The organism is Mesorhizobium sp. P2_E6 (genome assembly GCF_056403835.1).
Map to the genome: position 1 here is coordinate 100,077 of NZ_JBFUEQ010000001.1, position 17,880 is coordinate 117,956.

Below are 17,880 nucleotides of genomic sequence, written 5' to 3' on the forward strand. Positions count from 1 at the left end.
GTCAGAACCTCAGCGTGCCGGGACGAAACGAATGCGTCGCTGAGTGGACAAGGATCGTCATGAGCAGTTGCTCGCGGATGCGCAGGATGGGATCGGGCCAGTCGACGAGGTCCGCGGGCACCATCGTCGAGGTGTATCGAGCACTGACGAGGAGCGACGACGGCTCCGCGTCCCCGGGCAAGAGCACCTGCTCCGGACAGGAGTGCACCGCGGCGCTCCTGCTCCCCTGCTGCAGGGCGCTCGCCGGGGCGAGCAGCCCAAGCATCATCGGCATCGGACCCGGATTGCTCTGGGCTTGGTCGCACGCCGCGCCACCGCGGACCAGCACCAGCCGTCCATCAGCGACCCTCGTCATTTTTAGCTTGAACTCTTGGGAGCGGAGATGCGTCTCGGTCGCGCCGAAACGTGCCAGCATGGCCGCATCCTCGCGCTGCTCCGCGCCGAATGGGATGACTGCACCCCAGTCGGTTCGCTCCACTGCCTCGGCCGGCGGGACGGCGAAGTGAACTACCCGGTGCATGCTGGCCTTCTGCGTGGCGGTGAGCTGACCGCCCTGCGGAAAAGTCACTGCGCGCTGCCAGAGCGCCGCCGAATTGTGTGGGTCGCCCTGGTTCATGATCCTGTCGGCAAGAACCGGTGCGAGGGCCGAGGCCACCGCGGCCCGTGGATCGCCTCTTGCGCTGGCCGATCCAGCGGCTGCCAGCCCGAGAAGACTGAGCGCGCGATCGAGACCGCCGGCATAAGCGCCGAGCGTGCGCTGGTCCGGCGGAACCAAGCCGCCGACCAGCGCGAGCGTCGCGTTGGCGGCCGCCAGCACGTCGCGCTCCCAGCTCATCAATGCCGCGAGCTGCGGAATTCCGGCCACCTGCTCCCGCAAGGCGTCCTGCAGGGCCGGACCGTTCCAGCCGTCGCCCGCGCGGAAGCGGCCCTTGTCAAGTCCGAGCACGGCGAGCGGCATCTTCTCCGGCGCCTCCGCCAACGCGACCTCGAGCCGGTCAGCTAGCGCCTGACGTTCCTCCTCGTGCGATGTCCAGAGCACGAGAAGGTAGGGCCCATGATCGGCAGGCACGCACGTCAGAATGATTTGGGCGACGGCGTCGTAGTTCTGCGTCGGCGACGCGGCGATTTTGATCAGGTGAAGATCGGTGAACAGCACTCGGATGCCCGCGAAAAGCGAAGGCTCAGGAAGCCCCGGCGGGTCAAAGTGGATGCCGACGCACGGCGCTCCAATCCGGTGCAGCGCCTCTACCAACGGCACAAGCTCGGAGCGTTCGTCGTCGATGGCGATGTAACGGGAAGGGCTAAACATCAAGGCTCCCGGAACACTAGCGCGGCGACCGCGCCATCGAAACCTGCCGGCACTTCCGCCCTCTCCGGCGTCGGGAACTCTAAGCGTCCGCCGTTCAAGTCCATAACGAGATTGGCGAAGTACAGACCGAGGCCGCTGCCACCGGGGCGGCGGGTGAAGAAGGGCGCCACCATCACCTCCGGATCGTCCTGGAACCCGGGGCCGTTGTCCGCGACGACGATCGCCGGACCGCCATCGTAGTCCGGCACGACGTTCACGTAGATGCGCCTCTCGCCCGGCTCGGGATGCCTGACCTTGACCCAGTGGACCGCGTTGTCGATCAGGTTGGTCAGCGCTCCCAGCGCAAGGCCGGGCGTGAAGACCGGCCGCGCATCCGGCGATCCCTCCTGCAGCGCTGGGCAGTTGAGCCTTATACCGTGAAGGCGGAACCGGATCAGGCTTAGATCGCGCGCAGTGCGGACGACCTCGCGCAGCGAACCGGCCCTGCTCTCCGTGTTTCGCAGGAGCTGGCTCGAGGTCTCGAGAACGCTCTGGAGCTGGCCCGCCTGCTCCCGGAGGCTATCCATGCTGACCGCCGGATCGCTGATCGAACTCGTCAGCACCCGGACGCCGCGCTCGACCTCGTGGAAGATGACCGCTAGGCCGGCATGCGACACGCCGGACCGCGCGAAGTTCTCGCGAAGAGTCGTGTACTCGCTCTCGATCCGGCGGACGGCGGGCTCGAGCACCACGTCGACGCCGTGCTCCCGCGCGAGCGCCCGCAGCTCGCGAAGAGGGCCATCGAGCCCGAACCCGGCCTCACCGGGCTCGCCGACCACCCGCCGGATGCGGTCCTTGTCGACGTTGCGTTCGGCCTGGAGGACGTAGAGGGCACCGAGGACGATCCGCTGAAGGCGCCAGTAGGCCCCGTTCTCCACGAAGCCCTCACGGTTCGTCTTCTCGTGCAGCGCGGTGCTCGTAGACAGGTCGAGATCTACAACGCCAACGGTGATGTTGCGGCTGAGACGCTTGGTGGGTTCGTTCACGCGCCGGAGGTCTAGCCCCAGCCAGTCGTCGCTCGGCTCGCCGTAGTTGTAGACCCGCATACCGTCGCGGTAGATCCGGACGCCGCCGTTCTGGTTCAAGTACCGCTCAATGAACTGGACGTTCGGGTAGCGCGGCAGGATCTTCTTGTCGCGATCGAAGATGAAGAAGCGGCCCGAGATAGGTCCGATGCCGTCGAGCATAGATGCATTCGCAACCGGCCTGCGTCCTCCGCGCGCGCGCGGACCGTCCGCGGGATCGAGGTCGTCCGGCTCGTGCGGGGGCGGCAGCTGGAAGTGCGCCTCCTCGCGCTCGACAAGGCGTGGCTCCAGCCTGATGCCCGGGATGCCGCGGAACTCGTAGTGGTAGCGCAGACGCGCGCCGTCAAAGTCGAACTCGAACGTGTACGGGGCCATGCCGAGGAGCTGGTCGACACTGGGCAGGTCAAGCCAATCCGGATGCTCCGGAACCGCCATCTCCACGCGGAAGTCGTCGTCGCGGTCCCCGAACGGCGAAGCGATCGATGTGACTTGGCGATACAGGTCGCGAATCTCGCCCCTGGTCCAGGCGGGGTCGCGCAGGCGGCCAATCTGGATAAGGGTGCCGGTCGCGACTGTAAACACCTCCGGGTCGCGCTGGACGATGGTCACCTCGGCCTCGGACAGATAGCGCTGCTCAAGCAGTCGGTCCCAGTCGAACTCGACGACGCACTCGAGCCGGTCCCTCGCCCGGGTGGTCAGCCGGATGCGGTCCCCGAGCTTGTGCACGGCGAAGCGCCCGACGCCCTTCTCGCCGAGCGGCAGCCTGCGGTAGCGCGGGGAGCGGAGGTCCCGTTCTCGGTCGAGCTGGCGATGGTCGTCGCCCGGCACGAGCCACACGTCCACGAGCGTGTCCATGGACATGCCCTGGCCGTTGTCGCGGACCGTGATACGGGCATCAGGGCCATCCACGTCGTGGAACGTGATCTCGACGCGGTCGGCATCCGCATCGTAGGCGTTCTTCACCAGCTCGAAGAGCGCCAGGCGCGGCGATCCGATCAGCTGATCGCCGAGCAGCTGCAGCAGTCTCGCACGCGGACGGAACGCCCGGCTGACGACCTGTTCCGAATCTTCGCTCAATTCCCCCAACCCCCGAGATCCTCATTCGCGATGATCGTCGAACGCACGGCCCACGTCCAGGAAGAAATGGCGCGAGCGAAGATGCAGGACGGGGAGGGCGGGGTGCTCACGATGCGAGGACCTCGGGCGCGTGCTCCTCGACCACGTTCAAGATCCCGACGGCGGCGCTGACCTGCTTGGGCGATGGGTCTCTGCGCCACTGCTGCGCTGCCATCCCCGACAGCGTCGTCGCGATCCCTGCCTGGCGCCAGTGCAACTTGCCCGAGCGGGTGCCCCACTCGGCAATGCTGATCCAGCGCTGCGCGTCCACCCGCTTCACGCGCTGCGCGGCGGCGAGGTCACCCGCCACGGCCGTTCCGTCGGTGCCCGGCATCAGCTGAACCATGCGATCAGCCTCGCCGGCCAGCTCGGGCGGCATCGCCTTCGGGAAGACCAGCTCCATGCGGTCTATTTCCGTCCAGCAATCCTCCTTCTTAAACCATTCCGTGGGATTGCGCTGGCGGCTGCTCGCGCCGGCGAGCAACGCGTCGCGCACCGGCACGGCCCAGCCGCGCAGCATGGCCTCCAGTTCCCCGCTCACCGCCTGAGCGTTCCAGATCCGCCGCAGATCGAGCCGGCTCGACGAGCGCGACGACAGGAGCGCGACGAGGTACGCGACGACGTTCGCCCGGAATGCCGGGATGCCCTCCCAGCGCACCATGCGCTCGGCGACCTGCCAGACGATCGCGATGGCGACGAGGTCTTGATACCACTGCTGATCCGGCTCCCACGCCAGGCCGTTGCGCCGGCGCAACTCCTCCATGAGGCTCGTGAAATTCTTCTGGCCGCCGAGGCTGACGTCGTGCGGCCGGCGACCCCACGCGTTCAGGAAGCGGGCGAGGTCAACCTTGGAGAAGCGGCCTTCCTTCGGCGTCTCCCGGAGGAATTTCGCACGCCGCGCGGCGGTGCTGCCCGCCAGCGCGAGTTCAACCTCGTACTGGCCGCGCGCACGCTCGTAGAACCACCGCCGCTCGCCGCCAGGCGCCCAAATCGAGCGCGAGAGGCGCTCGACGGCGACGTGGAAGGGCTCGTTCGCCGACAGGTCCGCCTGCTGCATCGGGTTCTGCGTATTCGCGTAGCGGGAGATCTGCTTGACCATGGCGTCACGCAGCTCCGAGCCGACGACCACGATCTTCGCCGCCACCGCCACCCGGGAGATGTCCGCACCGGCGCGACGGGCCGCGTCGTGGATCGTCGCCGTGGTTTGGCCACCGTTCACGATCTGCACGTTCACGAGACGCGCGACGGCCTTCCCGATGCCGGGAAGGAACCGGTCGTAGAAGGACTCGGCCGTGATCACGATGCCATTGTTGTAAGCGACGAAGCGTTCCGGCTGCCTCGTGACGGTCTCCCGCATCCCCTTGTTGACGCGGCCCCGCACCGAGAGGAACGAGCGCACGTTGAACTCCAGCAGCGCGGCTCCGTGCTCCTCGTAGAGGTCCGCCAGCACCGGGCCAGGCACCATCATCAGGAGCGTCGCCTGGCCCTCCTCGCTGTCCAGCCGGACGTAGGGCTGGCAGCCCTGCTCCGAGTTCTCGAAGTCGACATCGATCGGCTCGCCCCCGCCCTCGACCGACATACTGCGCACGAGGCGCGGGAGGTCCCAGACCTCGATCTCGGCCGGCAGACCGGCGACCTCGCGCCGCGGCAACCGCCGCGCCGCTGACATCGCGTCGGTTAAGATGAAAATGCGCACCCGCCGTACGCGCGAGCCCACGCCGCGAATACTGGACAGCATGGCGCCGGCAGCATCGTCCGGTGAAGGCGCATCCTTCAGCCTAAGCGCCATCTCCGCGAAGCGGCCCGCCTGGCCAGCGAGCCGGTCGAGGTCGTCCGAGCGGACAGACCGGACGGCGGAGCCGCCCTCGACGTCGACGACGAACAGGTCCAACGTATCACGCTCGTCGCCGATGCCGTAGCCGTCCACGCGGCCGAGGCCCCGGCCCGCGGGGCCCTCCCAGGCGGCGACCTGGCCGTCGTCGACGCGTCCGATCTCGATCAGGTGGTCGACGCCAAGTCGCGCGAACCGCTCGCGCATTTCCGGGAGCCCGAGGTCCAGGCCGGCGTCCTCGAGGATCATGCCGTGGAGCAGCTCGAGATCCTTCGCAAGTTCTTCATCCGCCATGAGAACAGCCTAGCAGCGGCGGCTGGCGGATGTCGAGCGGGTGAGCCCGACGACTAGGTCGGCGGCACGCCGGGCGGCATCGCCCTCCACGGCCACGGCGAGCTCATGGTTGCGGAGCAACCCGTTACGCGACAGGTTTGACGACCCGATCAGCGCATAGCGCTCGTCGCGGACGAACACTTTGGCGTGGAGGTCGTGGAGCGGCGGACCGTCGTAGTCCCAGAACTCGAACAGGTCCGATGCCGCCGCCACCGCGTCGAGGCGCGCCATCGCGGCGCGATCCTGCCGCGCCACGCGGTTCACAACCATGACGACCCGCACGTCACGCGTGACCGCATCGCCGATCCAGCCGGGAGCGAGGTCGAACTCCTCGCTGACCGAGTAGCAGCAGGCGACCACTCGGCGACGCGCGTCCGAGAAGATCGAGCAGAGGCCCGTCTCGACCGAGCGCACGCCCGAGCCGACCCAGGCCATCCCGGATGCGAACAGCTCGGCCAAGTCAGGTCCCCAGTAGCACGTTGCGGTCGAGCAGCGCGTTGCGGTGCTCACAGGAGGTCTCCGACTGGAACAGGCATGCATAACATGCAGCGCCGTTCACCCGGTCGGGGCCGAAGTGCTCGCGGCCGCACAGCGGATCGTTCGAACACGAGTCGAGGTTGCGGAAGGCGCGCTCGACCACCCGCTCGAACGTCGGCACAAGCGACACGAGCCCGCCCAACGTACCGTCTCCGCCCGGCTGCACAGTGTAGAGCAGGAAGCCGCCCATGCGAGCGCCCGAGGGCAGAGGTTCAACGAAGATCCGCTCGCGCAGCGCCGCCGAGGAGTAGCCGCAGGTCAGCGACAGGGCCGAGATGAGCCGGTGGGAGAGAGTGTGCAGCCAGACGAACGCGGGATCCCGGTGATCGGGATCAGCCCACTGCGCCCCGCCAGCGCCGCGGGACCAGGCGGCGGCGGCGGCGCCGTGTACCGGAACAGGTGCGGGCGCGCCCGCATCGTCCACGAGGTCGAAGAAGAGGCCCTCGCCGAACAGCTCCACGCCCGGGTACCAATGCTCGCTGTTGATCTCGGCGCGACGGTCCACCGGGCTGCCACCCAGCCGGGAGTAGCCGGTCTGCACCATAACCACGCGCAGCCGGCTGACCGGCGTCACCCGCAGCAGGCCACCAGACGGCATAGGAATGGTGCGCACGTCGGTCCGGATAACTTGGAATTGGGTGCGGCCGGCCCCGGGCTCGAGCGGGAAGCCGTCAGCGGCGGCGTCCCTGAGCCGGCGGTACTCGTCGAGCCGCATCTCGGCCGGCGTCTGAACGGCGACCGGCCTGAGCACGTCGTCCAGCGCCCTCATCACCTCACCCTCAGGATAGGACAGGATCGTGTCGACGGTGCCCCGAGGCACCTGACCGGATGAGCCGACCTGCTCGAGGAGGCCACGCAGCGTGGCGAAGTCCGCCGGCCGGACGTACGAGAGCAGCACCCGCAGCGCGCTCTGATTCAGCAGCCGGTGGAGCTCGAGCGCCGCTGGCGGGATCGTGAGCGCTGTCAGCGTCTCTGGGACGAACACGTTCGACGCTCCGCGCTGCACGATCGAGCCGGGCACGGAGCAGGGCGGGGTGCTTCGACCGGCGCGCTCCTCCGGGAAGTCGCCCGAGCACCGCCACGCACGGGCGTAGGCCTGGCCGAGATTGGCCGAGCCGCCGCACGTGGGGCAGCGGATCGCCACCGACCGCAGGGCGCCTCCGCCGCCGCGCCACTGGAAGTGCGAAGGACGGCAGCCGCCTTGGCATGTCCCACCCATACTCGAAACCATCCCCGGCCAGTCGACGTCCTGCATGTGGCCGGCGGCGCAGATCTGGACGAAGCGGGTCTTCTCCGCCGCCGCGCGCTTTCCGGCGGCAAACTTGCTGGCGAGCGGCGGACAGAGTGGGCAGGCGTGCAGATCCTCGGGGCTGCGACGGTAGAGCGCGGAGTGGGTGACGCAGAGCGACCATTTCGGAAAAGGGGAGGTCTCGTAGACAGGGCGGCTCTCGTCGAGGCTGAGTTGCGCGTTGGACGGAATCCCGACAATCCGGGCGCCACCGAGCACGTTGTCGGAGAGCCGCCGCTCGACGATCTCGTAATCGCCCGGCTGGACGTTCTGGAAGATGCGCGACTGCTCGAGCGTGTGGATGACGCGAGGTCCCTCCGGGCCCTCGAGGATGGCCCCGGGCCCGTAGGTGGTGATGAACTGCGAGCGTCTGATAGACTGGCCGGGCATGTCAGGTCCTGAAGGTTGTGGTCTCCTCGATCGCGCGCAGGCTCTGCGGCGCGTTCTCGAAGGCCTGAGGGAGGTCGGCGCCGGTGTGTTGGGGATCACCCAACACTACCTCGCGGGTGGGGACCCGCGTCATGGCCGGCTCGTAGTAGACGAGGTCGTCACGGGTGACCGCGCGTCGCGCGAGGAGCTGCCAGCGGTCGAGCTCAGCCTCTACCTCGGTGGCGGTCACCCCGGCCGGCGGCCGGATGTCCTCCGGCTGCGACTGCGCGCGGCGCTCCAGGATCGCCGGCAGAGCTGCCACCTCGTCGTCGCGGCGGTGCGCCTCCATGCGCCTCGCTTCGCTGAAGAACTGCTGTCCCGACAGGCGCTGCTCGATCCGCCAATCCGCATCCACGCGATGGCCGTCGAGCGTCGCCGCTTGGCGCAGCAGCGCGACGGAGAGCGGGCCTAGGCAGCGCTCCCGCGCCTTCGGCGCGAACGGCGAGACGGTGATCGCCTCGACGTGCCGGTATAGCGCGCGGTGATAGGCGGTGAAGTACTCGTAGTGGTCGAGGTCGCGTGGCCGCGCGGCGCGCAGGAAGGTGACCACCAGCGCGCCGGAGCGGCGACCGACGCGGCCGGTCGCCTGGATGTAAGTGGACGTCGTCTTAGGCTGCCCGTGGATGACCATCATGCCGAGCCGGTCGATGTCGACGCCGGTCCCGAACATGGACGTCGCGCATACTACGTCGATGCCGCCGTCGGTTCCGGGAAGCGCCAGCTTCTCAAGCATCGACGGCAGCTCGACCGAATTGACGCGGCTCGACAGCTCCATGTAACCCGCGAGGTCCGTCGGCCGCGCCGACTGGCCGAACCGGTGGCGCATCCGCTCCGGAATGTCCTGCCGATACAGCGTCGCGGCGCCCGCGAGCTCGCGCACCGCGTTGAAGTAGCCTGCGAGCGTCCACAGGCGGTCCGGGTCCTCGGCCAGGGGCGCGCCCGCGCACCTCTGCCCGGACTGGAGCAGCGACGACCAGATCCGCACGATTGGCGTCTGCGCGCCCTTCCCGGGGGCGGCGACCGCCACGTAGAGGCGGCCGGCCGCCCGTTCGTCGAGCTGGTGCGGTTCGCCCGTCACGGCGAAGAAGCTGTCGTCGATGCGCAGCCCCTGCGGGGGAAACTGCGCGACGGATCTGTTGAACAGCGCCTGAACCTGCGGCGCCGCCTGTCGGATCGTCGCCGTCGACGCGACGTACTTCGGTCGCCGCGCCGTCTCGCCGAAACCCTCGCCGAGTGCCTCGAGCGCGGTCTCGTACAGCCCGACCATGCTGCCAAGCGGCCCCTCGATCAGGTGCAGCTCGTCTTGGATCACGAGGTCCGGCGGCTCGAACCGCGGCACGGAGACGTGCAGCGGCGCCGAAGATCCCCTTCCGCCCTTCGGATGCGGTCGGAAGGTCGGCTCCTGGCCAATGCCGGCCGGCGCACCTATACGGTAGTAGCCGTGCCGGGCGTGGTAGTGGTCCACGTTGCCGAAGATGCCCGCGGCCTTCGGCTCGAAGGCGAGCCGCGCGAACTTGTCCGCCGTCGCCACCAGCAGGCTCGGACACTGCGCGTAGATCTGGTCGTCGACCGTGTAGGCGGGGATAGGCATCCGCGACGAGACGCGGGTCGAGAGCTGCGTCTCGGGCTGCGGCGGATCCTGCCAGTAGCCGGACAGCGACGGGAGATCGGCGTGGGCTAGGTCACAGTAGGACCGGTCGGCGAGGCTCGAGAGCGTCCGCGCGGAGCGAATCACCGGCACGTTTTCTGCCCAGGCCGTCGAGTTCAGCTGGCAGTCCGGGTCGGGGCACAGCACCTCGAAGCCGGTCACGGCACCGGCGGAACCGTTTTGCCGGGTCAGCACGTAGCCGGGCCTCGAGGGGCGAGCGCACATCAGGTCGCCGGTGCCGATCCCGGGCTCCACGGCCCTCGCCCACCACTCGTCTAGCCGCCGGGAGTTGAGTGACGCACCCGGGCCGACGCGGAAGGTGAGCGAGGTGACGAACAGGTCGCCTATCGGTACCGTCGCGATCCCGACTAGGTCGACGCCCGGTTCCGGCGCCGTGAACGCGGACGGCGACGTGGTCGGATTCGCCGCGGCCGAGTGTGGGACATGGACGACGTGCTCGCCCGCCGGAAGCCCGCCACCCTCTTGCGACCCGTCGGCGACAGCGAGGATCGCGCGGCAGCACGGGCAGTTGGCGACTTGGGCCGGCTCGCCGCCCGGGTGGACGTTCTTGCGCGCGAGCCGCGAGGCGAGTGCCTGGTTGGGTCCGGTGTACTGGGGACGAGCGCCCTCAAGGATGTCCACCGCACCGAGGAAGCAGTGCAGCCGATTGTCGATTCGGGCGTCCATCGTGTGAAGCCGGTTTGGCGTAACGCCGCCGCCGACCCATAAGCCCGCCGAGAACCGCTCGGCGCCCCAGAGAAAGGTCTCATGGCGCGGGCATGCGGCGGGGCGCCAGCCCACGATCGCGCCAGACTGGCCGAGGCCCTCCACCCGAAGTCGCTCACAGGCCGTGATCGTGGTCAGGGCACGCCGGAATTGCTGGATCGTCAGCAGGCGGAGCGTGTAACGCGAGAGCACGCCGGTGCCGCCACCCTGTCCGGAACGGAGTCGGCGGTAGGCGATCGTGAACGCCGCGAGCGCCAAGTAGCCTTCCGTCTTGCCACCACCGGTCGGGAACCAGAGCAGGTCGCAGACGTCGCGGTCGTCGTCGTCCGGGAAGGCAGTCGACCTCAGTGCGACCAACAGGAAGGCCAGTTGGAATGGCCGCCAGGCAAGATCGCGCCCCCGCGACCAGCGGCCTTGCTCGGCCATGGCGCGGTTGGCGAAGCAGAAGGCGAGACGCACCTCCTCGTCCTCCGCGAGCAGCTGGATCGCGTCCCCCAGGCGGGCGGCGAACCGCTCGCAGCCATCGAGGTTCGCGTCGGCGGCGCGCCGAGCGGCGCCGGTCAGCGGCTCCGCCTCCGCCCGCCGGTCCGAGCACCAGCTGCGGTACGAGACAAGCAGCGGCGTCAGCGCCGCGTCGATTTCCGCCGGCTCCCACGTCTCGGCGAGCCGGAGCGCCTCTAGCTCCGGGCGAGGGTCCCACGCCTCCGGCCAGTCGCTGGCCGGCGCTTGGACAGAGTAGGTCGGCACGAAGTCGGTCCGCAGGTCCGCAAGCGAAAACAGCGCCCGCTCGGCCGGCGCAAGGAGCTCGCCGTCGACGAAGGAGAAGGGGGCGGCAATCGGGCGGTCGGGCTCAAGGTCGCCGGCATCCCGCTCGGGATCGACGTCGCGCCACAGCGCTCCGCACATGTGACCGCGCGCGAAACCCTGACGGGCGGCGTAGAGTAGGTCGAGCTCGTCGTCCTCGTCTACCTCCTCGCCGGCCGGCTCCTTGGGGGTGCCGGCCCCCTCGAGCGGCATCATGACTGTGCCATTGCCAAGTGCCACGCGGATCTGGGGCTGGAAGAGGTGGTCGATTGGACCAGAGCGGCCGGCGTCCGACAGCACCCGGGTGTTGATGAAGTACACGCTCACCCGGCGCGCGCCAGAGGCCAGACGGGTGACCTCGATCCAGATCTCGGTGCCCGCGGGGGAGGGCGCGCGCTGCGACCTTTCGAGCTCTACCCAGTCCGTAACCTGCGCCTCGGGCGCCCTTCGCCAGCCGCCCTGCGGATCGGCGACGTAGCGCGCCCAGGTGCAGCAGAGCCGCATAGACGGCGCTTCGCCGTCGACTATGAAGGACAGGCCGATGGAGCGCGGGAGCTGGGTAGGATCGATGGACGGCGAGACCGGGATCGCGCCGACGATCGCGTCGTCGTCGTCGTCGTCCTCTCCTGCACCGTCGGCGTCGGCACCAAGCACCAGGCCGGCATCGTCGAGGTCGTCCGGGGGCCGCAGCGCGCCCGCCGGCGGCGCCGGCCGCAAGATGCCGGTCACGTATTCGTTGCGCGGGTCCTCGCGCATCAGCTCGCGCGGACCGTCGCGCGGCCCGAGCACCTCAGCCACCAGCTCGACGAGAGCCTGACTCCTCAACCCCAACGCAAACCTCCCGATCCGTCCGCGACTTGTGGCGTGTTCGCCCTTTCAAACCGTTTACCCGGTTAATCGCCTGGCTACCCTGCCGGTGGTGCTTCAACACGCTCCAGGGCAGGCGCGCCGATTTCCAGATCGGCGCCCTCGCCCACGAGCCAGCCGGCGAGTTCCCGCGCAACATCATGAGCACCGCGTTCGCGTAGCGCGCACTCCCAGACGGTGGCGACGCGCCAGCCGTCCCCCAGCAGCGCGGCGCGCTGCCGGGCGTCGCGCTCGACCGTTCCCGCGAACTTGGCCTGCCAGAACTCCTCCCGCGAACGGGGATTGTAGGCGAGCCGGCAGCCCGGGTGACGGTGCCAAAAGCATCCGTGGACGAAGACGACCGCGCGGTGGCGGGGCAGTACGACGTCCGGACGACCAGGCAGCCCCGCGCGGTGGAGCCGGAAGCGCAGGCCTCGGCGGTGAAGGGCGGAGCGGAGCACCACCTCCGGGGCGGTGTTTCGTCCCCGGATCGTTGCCATTATCCTCGAACGTGTGGTTGCATCAACGATGTCGGCCATGAGGGATCCCGATCCGGAAGAACGCCAACCGCTGGTTACTGCTGAGCCACATCGATGCCGAGCGATCAACAGCGCCTTATGAGTCGCCGGGTCCATGGCGGCCTCGAACGCAAAGGCCCACGACGCGCGCCGGCCAAGAGGCGATTTCAGTCGCGATCGCACCCGGTGGCCTGAATCACAGGGCAGGCGAATCAGGTTGGTCGGGTGCATGGCGCTCACTAAGCGAGTAGAGCCAAGCTGAAGGTCTTGGTCAACGGCACAAGCAACGGTCAAGACATTGATTTTCGATTTTTTAAGCAGGTGACCACTGGCAGTCGGGCGGAAAGAGACAATCCTAAGCTCAGCTAATGGCAACTTCCCTTGGGACACCCGAAACTCACCAGTCCGCAAGCGGCCCAAAGCCCGCGAGCGCTAACCCCGCCACGTGTCTCGCCGATCACTATCACGATCCATCCGAGAGCGACCTTAAGGTATTGGGTCCTAGGACCTATGGTGCCTTTTCAGGCTCGATCATCGCCCGCCGTTTAATCAGCCACAATGTCAGCATGCATCGCCCACCGGCCAAGGGCGCGTTTGGCGGATAGCTTTGAAAAAGTCGGCTGCGTAGGAATGTCGAATATGTGTGCAGCAGATCGTGCAACATGGCATTCGGGATTGGAGGAGGATCGAGATGACATTGATCGACTTAATCGATGAGCTAACCCATTTAGCGAAAAAGACAGAGAATGGCGGACTCGACCCTGCGCAGGATATCCCTATCCGGGTGGTGATCCGCAAACCAAATGAGGCCCCCGTGCCGGACGAAGCCATGCAATACGAGCTGATTGGGGTCCAGAAAACGGAAGGATGGGAGTCAGATATCGTCTTGATCTTTGCGGGCGACCACGCAGCCACCTCGGATTGGCCAACTCAGCTATAAAATTGTCAGAGTCTCCGAAGCTTAATCCACTCTTCTGCGAAGGCTGGATGAACGGCGTAGGTTTGGCCAGCCTTTCGATACCAACCGCCGATCGGCACAGGGCCAGGCCCGTGAACGGCCTTTGTGACATGGCCAAGGATTGTGCCGATGGCATCTGTCGACGGGCACACGCTTAGAAGCTGCTCTTGGGAGAGTTGCCTCTCCACGCAGAGTTTGTCCACAAATCCGGCCATCAACCTAACTGAGAACACCCGGTTACCTTGCCTCAAGTGAGTAAGGGTGTCTTCTGCCGCAGCACTCCAGTCTATGTTCTTGTCCTCGAACCCCTGCGCGTGTTGGGTACTGACCGCCCCAGGCTTAAGACGCAGAGATGTCGCATCATTTCTCGTTTTGGTAGTAGCAGTGGCGTCCGGGAAAGCGCTTGCAATCTCTTCGAATGTGAACCTTGCTGAAAAATGCCGCAAGTTCGCTCGGAAGCTTGGTACATCGCCGTCGCTGCAAACCAACGCCGTTGTCGCCGCAGCATGAGGGAGCACGCTACGCGGCGGTTTCTGTACCCAGCAATCAGCTCGGATGGGATACGCTTCAGCTTGGCCAAGTTGAAATCGATCTGACGGTCTTTTGAACTCGAGATGCAGCGCAAAACGATATTCATTTTTAGTGGCGAAGATTGCTAGGAGGTCCGTCTCTTTTCCGGCACAGCCCGGGCATCGGCACGCTTCGGTATAGTGAGATCGCCACCATGAGGTTGTTCCTGGAGTGCGCGCGGCCAGCATCTCCCTGTCTAGCAGTCGTGCTTCTCCCGCAAGACTTGCAAACTTAGTTCGCTGCAGCACCCAAGAGCGAAAGCTCGCATCTTCTGACAAAGCCCTCGCAAACGGCTGCGCATAGACCCATTCTAACGAGCCATACCTCATGCATGGCATCCCCGACTTCGTATCGGCCTATCGGAGCACGTACGCGGCCGCGAGTCGAGTGGCCAATAGGAATAGCGATTGGAGCCTGCGCTCGCGTTTCGGGTTGCGATCATGACGCGCCGTTTAATTAGCCACAATGTCAGAAAAAGTGACTGCCAGCACTCACCAAAACTTGAAATATTTCAGTTTAGTTGTGTTTTGGCATAGCGGGGGGAGTTTGGGCGTGTGTTGATCGTCAGCCGGTGCGATTTATCGACACTATGCGGGATCTGCTCTTTCCGTCCTCTGTTTCTGGTTCTATCAAGGCCTGAAAGGTCCGGGGGCTCGGGCGAACAAACGCCCGAGTGAATGTGATGCAAAATTTGCTTTCTATTGATCGGTTGCCAGACGGCTTGCTCTCCACTTTGAGTGGACGGGAGATTACTCTTTGGCTTCACCATCTGCCGGCCGGACTTGACCCCAGCGAGCTAGCGAAACTCATTGGCCTGCCATGGCGCGAAGTCCTCGTTAGCGAGACCACGAAGGAGCTCCTCGACGCGCTCTCGCTCGACGCGGACCCGAATCTCCTTCGCCGTCGCGGCTACATGGAGGTGATTCAGACCGACCCATCGCTGGTCTCGCTGCCGCCCCGGTCGCTCCCCGTATACCAGCTCGACGCTGCTGCTCCGTCCGAGTCCGAGTTCGACATGATGCTTCGCCGGATGGCGATGCTCGGTTGCCTGAGGCGCTCCGGCGTGCGCCACCTTCTTATCGTCTCTGACGAACACGGAACGCTCCCTGCCGAGCTCGCAAGAGTGGTTGATGCTGGCTTTAGGCCCTTTGTCACCCTGGTGTCCGCAACCGAATTGGGACTGGCCACCGTGTCCGCATGGGCCGAAAGCAATGTGCTGGCGCCACCTGCTCAACTCGTCCGCATGTCGCCCACGGACTTCGTCCGAGCGCTCGTTGCGCGCTACGCCGAGATTTACCCGCTCGATGCGACTATCGTTCGCCTACGTCGCGTGGACGACTCAAAAATCCTAGTCGACATGACCGAAGTCGATGATATCGAGCGCCCAATCCTGAATGCATATGACGTCATTCAGGAGCGCAATCTGGCGATAGTCGCAGCCGAAGGTCTCGATGAGGAGGAGTTTATCGGATTTTTCGAAGGTCGGCAGGATTCTTGGCGCCCCTACGCAGCCGGAGTTCCTTGGCTGAGGGACGAATATGCTTGGCGTAGCTTGCATAGGCTGCTCCGCAAGCTAGATACAGTCGGCTCCCCCGAGAACAAGATCGCCTACATCGCCGCGCAACCCGGCGCTGGCGGCACGACGCTCGCACGCGTCATTGCATTCGAGGCCGCGCGGGCCGGATACCCGACGCTCGTAGCGAAACCAATCCCCTTCGCTCCCGACGCGCTGCCGGTAGTTGGCTACCTCACCCGCGCCCATCAGGCGTCGCTTGCCATCGAAGGAGAGCAATCGGGGAAGCAGCGAGAGGACCGCCGACTGTATGAGACGCCGTGGGTAATAGTCTTCGACCGGATGCATTTCGAACACCGAGAGGGAGATCTTCGCCACTTCGTGAACGAGCTAACGCGGTCGGGAAGACCGGCGATCGTGCTAGCCGTAACAGGTCCGATCAAGCCAGTCGAGTTCTATAGTGAGACCGTCGCGGAGGAGATAGCCGCGCCTACCCACTTCCTAAGAGGCGACGAGGTCGAGGCGCTTGGCCGCCATCTCAACCGATTTCTCAGCATGTACCAGAAGTCGCGTCCACCCGAGTCGTGGTCCCAGTTCTATCGCGAACACAGTGTGCAGCAGATGCACGGTGTGGCCGCGTTCTGGATCGCACTATCGTTTTGGCTGCGAGCGAGCCGCGACATCACGGGCTCGATTCAGGACTGGGTGTATGATGCGTTCATCGTTCACGCGGGAACAAAGCCCTTGCGTTCCGCGCTCGTTGAAATCGCGGCGCTTAGTACCGAGCGACTCCCTCTTAACGAGAGTCTGCTCCCGCCATCCGACGACCAGTGGCCACTCTCAGTCCGTCTGGAGGACCAGCGTCAGAGTCTCTCCGCCTTGGGCTTGATGCGCGTTAAGGCCGACGGCGAGTACTACTGGGGCTTGGCCCACGACATTTTAGGCCGCTTGCTACTGAACGCGCTATTCCACGACTTCCCGACGCGAACTGAGCTCGGCTTTGGGGAAGCGCAAGATCCAGAGCACCTGCGCTTTCTCGCACTGAAGCGTATCGCCGTGAAACCCTCCATGGCTGAGACGCGCTACCGGCCACTTGCCGACCAGTATGCGACGACGATCTTCAAGGTGGACCCGGACCACGGCGCACCTGCCTTCGCAAATATCTGGCGCGAGGTGCTCGCCGCCTTAGACGACATGCCGAAGCTGCTGCGCGACACCAGCCGGGTTTTCCGTCACCACACGGCTATCTCGAGACGGCGCATCGCCGCCTTCGACAACCCGCTCTACGGGGTGACGATTCAAGATCGCGTGGACCTTTTGGAGAGGGCGATCGAGGATATTCGCTACGCCCTCACCGCGATCGATAGGGTTCCAGGCGAGGAGCCTGATATCAACCTCTACAACTCGCTCGCGAACGCATATCTCAATCTCGCCGACGTATTCGCGACTAACCAAGCATCCCGAGAGAAGGTCGCCGAACTCCGCCAACTCGCAAGCGATGCCACGCGTAGGGCATACAGCGACAACCCGACGAATCCGTGGGTCGTCGAAACCCACATCAAAAACTTGCTGAGCATCGCAAGGTCCGAGCCCGAACGCGCCGTCGATTCGGCGCTTGAGGCATTGATCGCAGTATACGGCGCGCTCCGAACGTCAGACGTCAATCTTCGCACCGGCAAGCTTGGTCGCCTGGGCGAGGACGCGCTCACGATCCTGCTGGCAAACGCGCCGCCAACCCCCAGCCGGGCTGATATGGCGAGCCCGGTGGACGTTCTCGTCGCCACATGGAGAATCCTGGCGCGGGTGGGTGTCGTCGGCCTCGACGAAACCCTGACCGATTTGCCTCCGGGCGTGGCGGACGAGGCTTTGGCGATGCTCTCGCACCCGGCAGGGCGAGGCGACATGCAGATCCTCCGGTTCCAGTACGGCATCCTGAGCGCGGCCAGGCCTTTCGAGTTTTCGAAGCGTCTCGCAATCGTCGAGAACCTTCAGATTACCGACGGCCGCCTCTCACCACAGCTGCAGCTTGAGTACGCCCTCCTACTATACCAAGTCGGGCGGGCTTCTGAAGGTGACAAGCGCTTCCGAGCTCTTCGCCGGCTTTGGCGTGACGCCGAGTACTTCGTTCAGGTACCGGAGCCGCTTGATTGGTTGCGTGACGGTGAAAGCGACACGCTCCGCACCGTTCAGGCGCACGTCGGCTCAGATCAGAGCTTCAGACCGATGGCGCGCATCGCCGAATTCGGGAATATCGTCGCACCATTCCGGCCCGAGGAGTTCGCCGTGCGCAACATGCGACCTGGTACCCCATTCCGCGCGCACGTTTCTTTCGGCCACAATGGGCCCTTCCTTCGCCCTCCGTCCGCCGGCCCGAAGCGCGGCTGACCACA

Annotated in this window: 9 protein-coding genes; 2 read left to right on the forward strand and 7 right to left on the reverse strand. The window is 66.0% G+C overall.

Features of this window, described 5'->3' with window-relative positions; translation table 11 throughout:
- Window position 1 precedes the first annotated feature (1 nt).
- The 7 genes from AC1D08_RS00530 to AC1D08_RS00560 all read right to left on the reverse strand — a co-directional run bounded on the left by AC1D08_RS00530 (window position 2) and on the right by AC1D08_RS00560 (window position 12,470).
- A complete protein-coding gene (locus tag AC1D08_RS00530) occupies window positions 2–1,309 on the reverse strand; it encodes a hypothetical protein (RefSeq protein ID WP_477422361.1) in 1,308 nt (435 codons plus the stop codon).
- On the reverse strand, window positions 1,309–3,450 hold the full coding sequence (locus AC1D08_RS00535; RefSeq protein WP_477422363.1) for an ATP-binding protein: 2,142 nt from the start codon (window positions 3,448–3,450) through the stop codon (window positions 1,309–1,311). Before AC1D08_RS00535 ends, AC1D08_RS00530 begins: the two co-directional genes overlap by 1 nt.
- 106 nt (window positions 3,451–3,556) lie before the next feature.
- Window positions 3,557–5,614 carry an AIPR family protein gene (locus AC1D08_RS00540; RefSeq protein ID WP_477422365.1) on the reverse strand — a complete coding sequence of 686 codons (2,058 nt, stop codon included), beginning with the start codon at window positions 5,612–5,614 and terminating at the stop codon, window positions 3,557–3,559.
- Between the two features lie 9 nt (window positions 5,615–5,623).
- Window positions 5,624–6,112, reverse strand: coding sequence for a phospholipase D-like domain-containing protein (locus AC1D08_RS00545; RefSeq protein WP_477422367.1), 489 nt, complete (start codon window positions 6,110–6,112; stop codon window positions 5,624–5,626).
- Window position 6,113: 1 nt separating this feature from the next.
- Entirely contained in the window at window positions 6,114–7,868 is a 1,755-nt protein-coding gene (gene drmB, locus AC1D08_RS00550) for a DrmB family protein (protein ID WP_477422369.1), read from the reverse strand.
- A 1-nt stretch (window position 7,869) separates the two neighbouring features.
- The gene (gene drmA / locus AC1D08_RS00555; protein ID WP_477422371.1) at window positions 7,870–11,916 is read right to left on the reverse strand and encodes a DISARM system helicase DrmA; all 4,047 of its coding nucleotides are present in this window, start codon (window positions 11,914–11,916) and stop codon (window positions 7,870–7,872) included.
- Window positions 11,917–11,990: 74 nt separating this feature from the next.
- A complete protein-coding gene (locus AC1D08_RS00560) occupies window positions 11,991–12,470 on the reverse strand; it encodes a very short patch repair endonuclease (protein WP_477422372.1) in 480 nt (159 codons plus the stop codon).
- A gap of 670 nt (window positions 12,471–13,140) precedes the next feature.
- Here AC1D08_RS00560 and AC1D08_RS00565 point away from each other — a divergent pair.
- Window positions 13,141–13,389, forward strand: coding sequence for a hypothetical protein (locus AC1D08_RS00565; RefSeq protein ID WP_477422374.1), 249 nt, complete (start codon window positions 13,141–13,143; stop codon window positions 13,387–13,389).
- Window positions 13,390–14,659: 1,270 nt separating this feature from the next.
- Window positions 14,660–17,875 carry a hypothetical protein gene (locus AC1D08_RS00570; protein ID WP_477422376.1) on the forward strand — a complete coding sequence of 1,072 codons (3,216 nt, stop codon included), beginning with the start codon at window positions 14,660–14,662 and terminating at the stop codon, window positions 17,873–17,875.
- The last annotated feature ends 5 nt before the right edge of the window (window positions 17,876–17,880 follow it).